The sequence below is a fragment of the Aeromicrobium sp. Leaf291 genome (genome assembly GCF_001423365.1).
In the GTDB taxonomy this organism is placed as follows: domain Bacteria; phylum Actinomycetota; class Actinomycetes; order Propionibacteriales; family Nocardioidaceae; genus Aeromicrobium.
Map to the genome: position 1 here is coordinate 106,901 of NZ_LMNM01000001.1, position 11,736 is coordinate 118,636.

The 11,736-nt window shown below is 72.7% G+C and carries 13 protein-coding genes; 6 read left to right on the top strand and 7 right to left on the bottom strand.

The features are described from left to right. The first annotated feature begins 47 nt into the window (after window positions 1–47). Window positions 48–812, top strand: a complete 765-nt coding sequence (locus tag ASF35_RS00500) for a hypothetical protein (RefSeq protein ID WP_055961242.1) — start codon at window positions 48–50, stop codon at window positions 810–812. Here ASF35_RS00500 and ASF35_RS00505 read toward each other — a convergent pair. After that, the gene (locus ASF35_RS00505) at window positions 776–1,942 is read right to left on the bottom strand and encodes a DUF4185 domain-containing protein (protein WP_055961245.1); all 1,167 of its coding nucleotides are present in this window, start codon (window positions 1,940–1,942) and stop codon (window positions 776–778) included. The two genes, ASF35_RS00500 and ASF35_RS00505, sit on opposite strands and share 37 nt — an antisense overlap. Before the next feature lie 33 nt (window positions 1,943–1,975). Between ASF35_RS00505 and ASF35_RS00510 the strand changes: the two genes are divergently transcribed. After that, window positions 1,976–2,980, top strand: a complete 1,005-nt coding sequence (locus tag ASF35_RS00510; RefSeq protein WP_055961248.1) for a hypothetical protein — start codon at window positions 1,976–1,978, stop codon at window positions 2,978–2,980. A gap of 8 nt (window positions 2,981–2,988) precedes the next feature. Here ASF35_RS00510 and ASF35_RS00515 read toward each other — a convergent pair whose 3' ends face one another. Continuing rightward, window positions 2,989–4,062, bottom strand: coding sequence for a hypothetical protein (locus ASF35_RS00515; protein ID WP_156364622.1), 1,074 nt, complete (start codon window positions 4,060–4,062; stop codon window positions 2,989–2,991). 217 nt (window positions 4,063–4,279) lie between these two features. Between ASF35_RS00515 and ASF35_RS00520 the strand changes: the two genes are divergently transcribed. Further along, window positions 4,280–5,977, top strand: coding sequence for an endo-1,4-beta-xylanase (locus tag ASF35_RS00520; RefSeq protein WP_055961254.1), 1,698 nt, complete (start codon window positions 4,280–4,282; stop codon window positions 5,975–5,977). Window positions 5,978–6,029: 52 nt separating this feature from the next. Here the strand turns inward: ASF35_RS00520 and ASF35_RS00525 are convergent, their stop codons facing one another. The 5 genes from ASF35_RS00525 to ASF35_RS00545 all read right to left on the bottom strand — a co-directional run bounded on the left by ASF35_RS00525 (window position 6,030) and on the right by ASF35_RS00545 (window position 8,850). Further along, the gene (locus ASF35_RS00525; protein WP_082495424.1) at window positions 6,030–6,926 is read right to left on the bottom strand and encodes an SDR family NAD(P)-dependent oxidoreductase; all 897 of its coding nucleotides are present in this window, start codon (window positions 6,924–6,926) and stop codon (window positions 6,030–6,032) included. Window positions 6,927–6,991: 65 nt separating this feature from the next. After that, a complete protein-coding gene (yidC, locus tag ASF35_RS00530; RefSeq protein ID WP_055961261.1) occupies window positions 6,992–7,804 on the bottom strand; it encodes a membrane protein insertase YidC in 813 nt (270 codons plus the stop codon). Window positions 7,805–7,855: 51 nt separating this feature from the next. Continuing rightward, entirely contained in the window at window positions 7,856–8,131 is a 276-nt protein-coding gene (locus ASF35_RS00535) for a hypothetical protein (protein ID WP_055961264.1), read from the bottom strand. A gap of 39 nt (window positions 8,132–8,170) precedes the next feature. Continuing rightward, on the bottom strand, window positions 8,171–8,449 hold the full coding sequence (locus ASF35_RS00540) for a helix-turn-helix domain-containing protein (protein WP_055961268.1): 279 nt from the start codon (window positions 8,447–8,449) through the stop codon (window positions 8,171–8,173). Then, window positions 8,446–8,850 (bottom strand): VOC family protein, encoded by a 405-nt coding sequence (locus tag ASF35_RS00545; protein WP_055961271.1) that lies wholly within the window; start codon window positions 8,848–8,850, stop codon window positions 8,446–8,448. Before ASF35_RS00545 ends, ASF35_RS00540 begins: the two co-directional genes overlap by 4 nt. Before the next feature lie 148 nt (window positions 8,851–8,998). Here ASF35_RS00545 and ASF35_RS00550 point away from each other — a divergent pair, with 148 nt between their 5' ends. From ASF35_RS00550 to ASF35_RS00560, 3 genes are all read left to right on the top strand, one after another. Further along, entirely contained in the window at window positions 8,999–9,910 is a 912-nt protein-coding gene (locus ASF35_RS00550) for a helix-turn-helix transcriptional regulator (protein ID WP_055961274.1), read from the top strand. Window positions 9,911–10,047: 137 nt separating this feature from the next. Continuing rightward, a complete protein-coding gene (locus ASF35_RS00555; RefSeq protein ID WP_055961277.1) occupies window positions 10,048–10,797 on the top strand; it encodes an NADPH-dependent F420 reductase in 750 nt (249 codons plus the stop codon). Window positions 10,798–10,840: 43 nt separating this feature from the next. Then, a complete protein-coding gene (locus ASF35_RS00560; protein ID WP_055961280.1) occupies window positions 10,841–11,683 on the top strand; it encodes an SDR family oxidoreductase in 843 nt (280 codons plus the stop codon). Window positions 11,684–11,736: the final 53 nt, after the last annotated feature.

Genomic DNA, 11,736 nt, shown 5'->3' on the forward strand with positions numbered 1-11,736 from the left:
TGTCAAGAAAGTGCAATGTCCAGTCGCTCGACCGAGGGGGGAGACCGATGGAGGTCCGCCCCCTCAGCGCGCGGTCGATCGTGCTCAGCCTGCTGCTCGCCGTACACCCTCCCGAGCTGACGGCCGCCCAGCTCGTCGCCCTCGGCGAGGTCTTCGACGTCCCCGAGTCCACGGTGCGGGCGGCACTCACCCGGCTGGTGGCGGCCGGCGACCTCGAGCGCACCGACGGGGTGCACAGGATCGGCGAACGGCTCCGGGCGCGCCAACGGTTCCAGGACGCCGCGCTCGACCCGCCCTACCGCTCGTGGGACGGCACCTGGGAGACCGTCGTCGTGGTCGCCACGGGCCGCGCGGCCAGCGACCGGGTGGCGTTCCGCCTGGAGATGGAGCAGCTGCGGCTGGCGGAGCTGCGCGAGGGCGTGTGGACGCGGCCGGCGAACCTGGACCGCCCCCTGCCCGACTGGTCGGCGGACCTGGCCGTGGTCGCGACGTCGAACCCGTCCGACGTCCGCGCGCTCGTCGGCCGGCTGTGGGACCTCGACTCCTGGACGCGCACCGGCGATGCACTGCTCGCGGCGCTCGCAGAGGACCTCTCGCCCGCCGACCGGCTCGCCGTCGCTGCCGCGCTGGTTCGGCACCTGCGGACCGACCCCGCCCTGCCCCCGTCGCTGCGACCGAAGACCTGGAACGGTCCGGCCCTAGCGACCGCCTACGCCGCCTACCAGGCGGAGCTGGCAGCGGTGCTGGCCCCGGTCAGCGAGCCTCCCGCCACGCGTCAGGGCAGCGGAACCCGCAGGAACCGCGGCCGGTAGAGGAACGGGTCCTCGGCCACGACCGCGGGATCGGTGTCGTTCTGGCTGTAGGAGACGACCACGCTGCCCTCCTCGGGCAGCAGGTCCGGGTGCGCCAACGGCATGTAGCGCAGCCGCCCCTTCGACGACGACGGGATCGACGCCAGCGGCGGCCCCGCCGTGAAGGGACCGGTCGGCGAGGGCGCGGACCAGATCACGAGGTCGGTGCCCAGGAACTCGTCGCGCTTGCTCACGGCGTACCACCGGCCGGCGCGCTCGAACACGCTCAACGTCTGCGACACCCCACCCTCCGCAGGAACCAGCACCGCGGCGTCCTCGGCTCTGCGGCTCCACGACTCGCCGTCCCAGTAGCGCCACCGACCGACGTCGAGGATGTCGTCGGGACGCACCCTCGCCACGCGGAGGTCGAAGCCGAACACCAGCCGCTCGCCCGGGTTCGCGGTGCCGTAGAGGTAGACCCAGCCGTCGTGGACCGTCGCGGCGGCACCCCACGTGGGCCGCTCGGTGCCGGACCGGTCCGCGCCGACGTCGCGGACCGACAGCAGCTGCGGCGTGCGGCCGCGCGGCACGATGAACAGGGCGATCGCGGGGCCGAGGTTGTCGAACGCGAGCTCACCGTCCGGGGCGGAGGCGCCCTGGACCCGTTGGGCGCTCACGCCGACCAGGTCGTAGCCGGTGCGCTCGACCTTCGCTATCGACATCGGCCAGTAGCCCACGCCGTCGGCGCGGTCCGGGATCAGCGCGCCCTTGTCGGGCGGCAGCACCACCTCGGCGCACTCATCGTCGAAGACCAGCATGGAGTTGCGCACGAAGCGTTGTCCGACGAAGTCGGCCGACCGGAGGGTGTCGCCGAAGATCCAGAGCCGTCGGCCGTCCTGCAGCGTGACGTCCGCGCCGACGTCGGCGCCCTCGAACTCCCCGCGTCCCCGCACCTTCGTGACCAGGTCGTTGAGGTCCGCGACCGAGCGGATCGGCTCGATCGGCAGGCACCGGGTCTGCTCGGCCGCGCCCACGCGCGGCGGTTCCTCGACGTCGGGGGCGGCGAGCGAGGCGAGGGCCAGCATGGCCACCAGGGCGGGAACCGTGACGGCGAGGACCCGTACGCGCCACGGGGCACGCGGCAGGACCATGCCGTCACGATCTCACGTCGGTAGGGTCCAGCCATGTCCGGACGACGCTGGGTGCCGCTCGTCCTCGTCGTGGTGACCCAGGTGGTCGGCCTGGTCCTCGTCTCGACGCTCGTGGTCGGCGACGCCCCCCACGAGGCGCCGGTGACGATCGTCGCGCCGGCCGTCGTGGGGCAGGCCCTCGCCGACCGCGCCGACGCCGCGGGCACCCTCGACGCGTCCACCACGCAGGACCGTCGCGAGGGCGTGGACCGACTGGAGTCGGGTGCAGCCACGGCCGTGGTGGTCGTGGACCTGGCGACCGAGCGCGACCTCGTGCTGGTCCCTGGGTCGCAGGATCCTCAGCTGACCGCTGCCGTGGTGGCGCACGTGCGAGCCCTCTCCGCGTCCCTGGGTCGAACCCTCGACGTCGAGGAGGTGCCACCGAGGGCCTCCGTGCTCGATCGACGCGTGGTCGACCTCGCCCCGCTGGCGGCGGTGGCGGCGGGGATGCTCGGCGTCGCGGCCCTCGCCTGGTGGCGCGGACCGCAGGCGCGCACCGCGCAGGACGGGGTCCGTCGGGCCGCGGCCTCGGTGGTGCTCAGCGCCGTGGTCGGGCTCGCGCTCGCCATCGCCGCGGCCACGGCCACGTCCAGCCCTTGGCTCGGATGGTGGCTGGTGCTGGGTGCCACGACGCTGGCAGCCTGCGCAGTGACGCAGGCCCTGCTCAGCGTGCTCGACGTCTGGGGCCTGGCCCTCGCGGTCGCCGTGCTGCTCCTGACCGCGCTGCCCGCACTGGCCGGTACCGACCCGTGGCAGCAACCCGTCGCCTGGCGCTCGGTGACGTCGTGGCTGCCGCACGCGGCCGGCCTCGACGCTGCCCGCGCCGTGGCCTTCCGCCAGGGATCGGGGGTCGCGACGTCGCTCGGCGTGCTCGTCGCCTGGGTGGCGGCCTCATTCGCCACGTCGGCCCTGGCGCGGCGGGAGCGTCGGCGGGACGAGGAGTCGTCCAGGTCCGACGACCGCGGGGACGGCCGCGTCGAGCACCGCCGGACCCGGTAGCCGCACCGTCACACCGATGCGACCAGCTGCCGGAGGGCGGTGACCACGGCCCCGGCCGCGAGCACCCCGGTGACCCCGGCCCGCACCCGCTCCGTCACGGAGTCGGCCAGCACCTCGACGGCGGCGTCGGCGCGGTCGCGCACGTCCTGGGACGGCGGACCGTCCTCGTCCTTCTCCTCACGCAGCATCACGGCGACCGCCTCCATGGCCTCGGCCGCGGGCTGCCGCAGACGCGGACCGAGCGCGACGTCCTCGCGGTCGGCGTGCTCGGTCATCGCCAGCAGGCCGGCGAGGTCGTCGACCACCAGCGAGAGGCGCTCGAGCGCCCGTGCGTGCTCGACCTGGCGGTCGGCCCACTCCTGCCACCGGCGGGCGCGCCAGTTCACCCGACGCACCTGCGTGGCCTGGGTGACGAGCCGTCCCATGGCCTGCGCGCGCGGACGGATGTCGTGGTGCCGGGCGAGCCACTGCTCGCGGTCCAGCGGCGGGTCGCTGCGCAGTGCGTCGGCGAGGTCGTCGAGCTGCGCGGCGAGCGCCTCGCGGGCGACGATGATCTGACGGTCCCCCGGCGCCAGCGGCATCGGCGGAAGGGCTGCGTTCACCGCGACCCCGACGGCCGCGCCCAGCCCGGTGAGCAGCACGTAGCCGATGAGGTAGTCGACCAGGCCGCTGCTGCCGATGATGAGCACGAACAGGGCTGCGATCGGCACCCAGTCGCCCATCTCGCCGAAGCGCCACCACCCTGCCGCGAGCGTGCCGAGGAGCACCACGACGGCCAGGCCCGGCACCGTCGGCACCACGGCGGCAGCCACGACGGCGAGCGCGGCCCCGAGCAGGATGGCCATCACCCCCTGCACGGACGCCTTGACGGAGTCGGCCACCGTCGCGGAGACGGCGATGACCGCGCCCAGCGGGGCGTAGTACGGGTACTCGTCGGCAGCACCGCCGAGGGGCTGGACCGCGAGCCACGCCAGCACGGCGGCCACCGCCGCCTTGGCCGCTCTCGGTACGCGGGGGTGGCGCGCGACGCCGTCGCGGACCTGCGCGGCCAGTCGGCTTCGTCCAGCGGGAGAGCTGCTCATGTCACGGACGTTCCCCGCCGTCGGCCCGCGATGCGTCCGGGGTCACGGTCGACGTGCTGACCACCAGACGCGACCCGGGCGATCGCACGATCGAGGCTTGCTAGGTTCTCCTCGTGGCTCGCCTTCGTGGTGTCGGTGCGTGTTCACCACCGATGAGGACGCGGCGCTGCACGTCGACTGACGCGACGTCTCCGGCTTCCCATGACGGTGTTCGTCGATGACGGTCCTGACCGCTCGGCGATGGCGCGTCGCGAGCCTGGCGTTGGCGAGCCTGGTCCTCGCCCTGGCCGGCGGCAGCTCGCCGGACATGGCGACCAGACCGGGCACCGTCATCGACCTGCTGCAGGAGGACTGGCGGCACGTGCCCGGGATCGTCGAGGACACCGACGGTCTCCAGGTGACGGCGACGGGGAGGAGCATCGTCGAGCAGGACGGCGGGAGGAGGCAGGCGAACCCGCCGGTCGACCTGGGAACGCATCTGGCGACCGCGGACGACTTCACGCTCGGGGTGTCGTTCGCGGAGGTGACCGCCGATGCCACCCTGTCGCTCTACGACAGCCCACCGGTGATCGCCGACGAGTTCCGGATCGAGCCCGCGGGACTTCACCTCACGCTCCGCGGCGACGACCTGCGGATCGCACTCTTCGACGGCTCCCCCCAGCAGGACGTGGCCGACCCTCAGCCTGTGCGGGACGTGCGCGCCACGGTTCCCGACCCCGAGGCGGAGCTCTCCGTGCACCGTTCCGGCGACCGGCTCGACATCGCGAGCGGTGGGGACACGGTGTCCTCCCTGCCCCTCGGCGACGTCTTCGACTCTGGCGCGCTGTGGTTGGGCCTGTCGAGCGAGAAGGGGTCCTTCGCGGTCCGTTCGCTCACGGCCGCGGCGCCGCGTGGCGCCTCCCTGAGCACCGCAGCTCCCGTGGCGGCCGACGCGAGCGTGGCTCCCGACGGGCTGCAGGCTCGTGCCGCCCGTTCTCGTCCGGACTTCCTGATCGGCGCGGCCGTGGCACTGGGTCCGCTCGCCTCGGACGAGGACTACGCGAGCAGCTTCGTGGGCAACTTCGGCGCCCTCACCCCGGAGAACGCGATGAAGCCGCAGGCGCTCTCCCCGCGGCAGGGGGAGTACCGCTTCGAGGAGGCCGATGCCCTCCTCGACCTCGCGGAGAGCAAGGGAATCGCCGTGCACGGCCACACGATCGCCTTCACCGAGGCGATGCCCCGGTGGATGCGGGAGCTCCCCACCGGCTCCGAGGAGGAGCGCCAGGCCAGTGCCGAGGTCCTGCTCGACTACGTGACCACCGTCGTCACGCACTTCGAGGGTCGGCTCGAGTCGCTCGACGTCGTCAACGAACCGTTCGACGTCGACCAGGGAACCTTCCTGCAGGAGAACGTCTGGCACCGTGTCTTCGGACCGACCTACCCGGTGGTCGTCTCGCAGGCGGTTCACGACGCCGACCCGGACGTCAGGCAGTTCATCAACGAGAACGGCGCCGACGTGCCGGGTCCCCGCCAGGACGCCCTCCTCCAGCTGGCTCTCGACACGAACGCTCGGGGTGGACACATCGACGGCGTGGGCCTCCAGGCTCACGTCTACGACCTCGACACCGATGCGATCTCGGCCGATGACCTCGCCACGACGTTCGACAGCTTCGACGATGCCGGGCTGGACGTCCGGATCTCCGAGAACGACGTCACGGACAGCGAGGGGCAGGACGCCCAGGCGGAGCAGTACGCCACGGTCCTCGCCTCCTGCCTCCGATCGGACGCCTGCGTCTCCTACACGACATGGGGGGTGGACGATCGGTACGACTGGTACCTCGACGACGACGGCGTGCAGCAGGGCCACGACCTCCTGTTCGACGACGGAGAGCCGACGCCCGCGTACGACGCGGTCATGAGCGTCCTCGCCGACTGACCGTCGAGCAGTGCGGGCTGTCTCGGCGGGGGGACCGCACGGCGCCGGCCGTCTACAGCGCGAGAGTCGACCCGGTCTGCTCCAGCGCCAGTGCGATCGCCCGCCGCTGGAGGTCGAGGTCGAGCGCGTGGTCGCTGAGCCTGGCGTCGCCGATCGGGCCGCGGGTCTCCTTGAGCCGCTGCGGACCGCGGTAGGCGCCCGAGGGCGCCGTCGTGGCGGCGTCGAGGATCGCCGTCGCCCCCTGCGCCGACGACTGCAGGAAGACCGGTCCGGCCAGGCGGGCGGCGATGCGCACGGCGGCCCGCGCCCCCATGCCGTCGCGACTGGAGAACAGCCGCGTCGAGGAGACGCCCGGGTGGCACACCACCGACGCGAGCGGCGCCCCGGCCTCCGCGGCGAGGCGGTGCAGCTCGCGGCCGAGGAACACGTTGCCCAGCTTGCTGTTGCCGTACGCGCGCCGCGCGTCGTAGGACGCGGGATGGCCGGCCTCGAGGATGGAGCCGTCTCCTGCGTGGTGCGCCAGTGACGCGACCGTGACCACGCGTGCCCGCTCGGACTCCAGCAGCACGGGGAGCAGTCCGGCCGTGAGCGCGACGTGGCCCAGGTGGTTCGTGCCGTACTGCAGCTCGAAGCCGTCCTGGGTCGACCGCCGCGTCGGCGGGGCCATGACCCCGGCGTTGTTCACCAGGAGGTCGAGCGGCCCGCCCCACCGGTCGACGAGCGCACACACGGAGTCCAGCGACGCCAGGTCGAGATGCTCCACGAGGGCACCGCGGCCGATCTCGTCCGCCGCTGCCTGCCCCGCTGCCACGTCGCGGCACGCCAGGACCACCTGAGCACCGGCGCCGGCCAGCTGCCGGGCGGCGTGGAACCCGATGCCGCTGTTGGCGCCGGTGACGAGCACCGTCGCACCGTCGACGACGCTCAGGTCCTGGTGGTGTCGCGCCATGCTCGACTCCTCGGGTCCGGCTCCTCCGGGCGGACGAGCCGGACCCATCGTGCCACCGTCGCCCTTCAGCCCTCGACGGCCGACGTCCGTCGCGCTGACGATCGTTCCGCCGCCCGCGTGCCCGGCGTCGGGAACCAGCGCCACACCACGAACGACTGACCCAGCGTCCACACCTGGCTGAAGACCCAGTAGACGAGGAGCCCCACCGGCACGAAGGCGCCCGCCGCCAGCAGCCCGACGGAGGACAGCGTGGGCATCAGGCGCGTGGCCTGCTGCACCGCCTCCGGCATGCCGTCCGTCGTCGTGTTGGGCATGGCGAAGAGGTGCTGCGTCGCGAACGACACGGCCGCGGCCACGACGGCGAGGGTCAGCACCACGGCGAGGTGCGAGCCGTCCTGGCCGAGGACGCCGCTGTCGGCCAGGCCTGCGCCGAACAGCTGGGCGCGGTCGAACAGCGCCACCTGGTCGGCGTCCATCGACCCCACGGCCGAGCCCGCCGCGACGTCGGAGATCAGGTGGTACAGCGCGAACCAGACGGGCAGCTGCACCAGCACGGGCAGGCACCCGAGCCTCGAGACCCCGTGCTCGGCTGACAGGGCGCGCCTCTCCTCCATCATGGCGCGCACGCTGTCGGGGTCGGTGCGTCCCTTGTAGCGCTGGGCGATCTCCTGCAGGTGGGGCCTGGCGACCGCCATGCGCCGCGCGTTGCGCACCTGGTGGACCGTGAGCGGCAGCAGCAACCCCCGCACCACCACCACGATCGCGGCGATGCTGAGGCACCAGCCGACGGCACCACCGGGGTCGGCCCCGAGGTTCTCGGCGAGGGCGTGGGCGGTGGACATGAGGGTGGACAGGACGTGCTTCAACGGGTCGAGCATGGACATCTCCTGGTCTGAGGATCGGATCGGGCGCGTCGCCCGAAGGCGACCTCAGACCAGTCCGGGAGCGCGCGGACGCACCGGCTGACGCACCGGGTCCGCGATGCGCGACGAGAGCACGGGCACCAGGGCCGCGACCTCGCCGCGGACCACCCCGACTCCGCCTGCGCGGTGAGCCACGACCACGCGCGAGCTCGCGGCGACGAGCAGGGCCGCAGCGATCGCGACCGCGACGCCCACCGTGGTGGTGGACTCGCCGGTCGCGGTGAGACAGAGGACGAACGCGAGCAGCCCGGCCACCCGGCTCAGCATCGCGGTCTCTCGCATGCCGTCAGCATAGTGCGCGGCGCACGGCACCCGCCCGGCCTAGACCTCCTCGCCCCACCGTCCGAGCGCCTCGATCGCGTCGCGCAGGGCGAGTCCGCGCTCGGTCAGCTGGTAGGCCCGGGTGTTGTGCTTGAGGGGCAGGCGCGTCAGGACGCCGGCCGCCTCCAGCTCGCGCAGACGTGTCGCGAGCATGTTCGTCGGCGCCTGGAGGTCGCGCTGCAGGTCGCCGTAGCGGCGGGGTCCGTCGAGCAGGGCCTCCACGACCAGCAGGGCCCACCGGGACCCGACGACGCCGAGCGCCGCGGCGAGGTCGCTCACGCCTCGGGATCGGCGTCCGGCTTCATCCAGAACGGCGAGTAGTGGTATCCGTCGAGGTCGTCGAACTGGCGCTGGTACATGAACGGGTAGTCGTCGATGTCCCCGATCCGGCCTCCCGCACCGGCGGCCCGCTCCACGAGCGCGTCGACCTCCTCGCGGCTGCCGAGGTCGAACGAGACGGTGACCTTCGAGAGGGTGTCGGCGCCGCCGACCAGCTCCTCGACACCGCCGACGGCCGCGTACATCTCGCGGCTGCCGAGCATCACGTACTGCGCGGACCCGATCTCGAAGCACGACACGTTGTGGTCGGACATCTCCTGGTTGAGGGACCAGCCGAGGGCGGCGTAGAAGGCCGTCGCACGCTCGACGCTCTCGACCGGGCACGTGATGAAGAGGCTCATGCCGTTTGATACTTGCAAAATGCAAGTGCGCCGTCAAGGCCTCCCCCAGCTCGAGGGCCGAGTCGCGGCGGTCGCCGCACGAGGCCACCATCGTGACGGTCACCGACAGGGACCCCCACGGGCCGAGGATGACTCGTACGCTGGTCCGATGACCACCGACGGCCGTCCCGCCGACCCCCGGGAGGAGCTCCGCGCCCAGATCCGCGAGTTCCTCTCGACGCGACGTGCCCGCATCACCCCCGCGCAGGCGGGCCTGCCCGCCTTCGGGGGCGAGCGTCGCCGCGTGGCCGGCCTGCGTCGCGAGGAGGTCGCCGTGCTGGCCGGCGTCTCGCCGCAGTACTACATCCGCTTCGAGCGCGGCGACGCCACCGGCGTCTCCGACAGCATCATAGACGGCGTGGCCCACGCGCTGCAGCTCGATGCAGCCGAGCGCGCCCACCTGCTCGACCTGCTGCGCGCGGCGAGTGCACCCCGGCGCGCGGCCGCACGCCGGAAACCCTCCGGCCCCGTGCAGGTGCGCCCCGCGATCCAACGCCTCCTGGACTCCATGAGCGACTCGCCCGCGATGGTGATGAACGGTCGCCTCGACGTCCTCGCCGCCAATGCCGCCGGACGGGCACTGTTCTCGCCCGTGTACGACTACGACGGCGAGATCCCCAACACCGCGCTGTACGTGTTCCTCGGGCCCGACGCCCGTCGCTACTTCCGCGACTGGGAGAAGGTCGCGAGCGACACCGTCTCGATCCTGCGCGCGGAGGCGGGCCGCGACCCGCACGACCGTGACGTCTCGGACCTGGTGGGGCGATTGTCGACCTGCAGCGACGAGTTCCGCGTCCGGTGGGCCGCACACGACGTGATGATCCATTCCCACGGCGTGAAGCGGTTCCACCACCCGATCGTCGGCGACCTCGACCTGCCCTTCGAGACGCTCCCCCTCGGCGACTCCGTGACGTCCGTGGTGGCCTACACCGCCGAGCCCGGCTCGCCGTCGCACGACGCCGTGGCACTCCTCTCCAGCTGGACCGCGGACGAGACCGACAAGGTCACTCGGCGGTCCTGAGACGAGCACCGCCGTCCGCGCACGAGGGAGTCACCGGCGGTGACCCTCACGAGCGGGACTGCCGCGCTGCGGATGACGGTGGTGTCGTGGTCACTGCGGCCGATCGGTCGGCCTGACCTCCCAGAAGGACCAGCACCATGACCTCTGTCCTCGGCATCATCGGCACCGGCGCGATCGGCGGAACTCTCGCCCGCCTCGCCATCGCTGCCGGCATCGACGTCGTCCTCGCCAACTCCCGCGGTCCCGAGACACTCACCGAGCTCGTGGAGCAGCTCGGTCCAGGAGCCCGGGCGGCGACCGTCGCCGATGTCGCTCACGACGCCGATGTCGTGGTCGCGGCGATCCCGCTGAATGCCCACACGGACCTGCCCACTGACGCGCTCGCCGGCAAGGTTGTCCTCGACACCACCAACTACTACCCCCAGCGCGACGGCCGGATCGAGGCGCTCGCCGACGGCTCCTCGACCGCGAGCGAGCTCGTGCAGTCCCACCTCGCGCACTCCCACGTGGTCAAGGCGTTCAACAACATCACCTTCGCGAGCCTGGGCAACGGCGCGCGCCCGTCCGGCGACGAGGACCGCGTGACCCTCCCCATCGCCGGTGAGGACGCAGCGGCCAAGGCGCGTGCCGCCGAGCTGCTCGACACGCTCGGCTACGACGCCCTCGACATCGGCGGCCTGGCCGACAGCTGGCGCACCGAGCCCGGCACCCCCGCCTACTGCGACCCCTACATGCCCGCCTGGCCCACCGAGAGGCTCACCCTCGACGAGCTCGTCGCCTGGCTCCTCGCAGCCCCGGTGATCCCGCAGTCCGCCGAGCAGGTCGACGCATTGGTGGCGAGCGCCGTACGCGGCCCCGCTGGTGGCTTCTTCCCCGACGTCGCCTGATCCCCCTCTCTCACGACACGAACACCAACACGAAGGACATCCCATGACCGACCAGCAGACTTGGCTCATCACCGGCGCCGGACGCGGCCTCGGCACCGACATCGCCCGCGCGGCCCTCGCTGCAGGACACGCCGTCGTTGCCACGGCACGCCGCGCCGAGAGCATCACCGAGGCACTCGGCGAGCACGACCACCTCCTGGCCGTCGCCCTCGACGTCACCGACCCGCAGGCCTCCGAACGAGCCGTCGCCGCCGCGGTCGAGCGCTTCGGCAGCCTCGACGTGCTCGTCAACAACGCCGGCAGCTTCCAGGCCGGCTTCTTCGAGGAGATGGCCCCCGAGGCGTTCCGTCTGCAGCTTGAGACCACGCTGTTCGGGCCGACCCACACCATCCGCGCCGCTCTGCCACAGATGCGCGCCCAGCGATCGGGGCTGATCGTGACCGTGTCGTCGACCGCGGCGATCGTCGTCAACGGCGTCTTCCAGACCGCCTACGCCGCGTCGAAGTTCGGGATCGAAGGGTTCATGGAGGCTCTGGCGTCGGAGGTCGCGCCCTTTGGGATCCGCACCCAGACCGTGGTCCCCGGGTTCTTCCGCACCGAGCTGCTCAGCCCGCAGTCGACCCAGTACGCCGAGCCCTCGATCGAGGACTACGCCGACACCACGCGTGCCACGGTCGAGGCGTGGAAGGGCATGGACGGCCAGCAGGGCGGCGACCCGGCCAAGCTCGGCCGGGCCATCGTCGACCTGGCGGCCCTCGAGGAGCCCCCCATGCGCTTCATCGCCGGAGCTGACGCCGTGGCCGCCACCGAGGCCAAGGCACAGACCCTCCTCGACCAGGCCGACGCCCACCGCAAGCTGTCGGCGTCGCTGGGTCACGACGGCTAGCCCTCCATTCCGCACCACGCTGGGCATGAGCCCGCACCACCTCCCAGGACGAA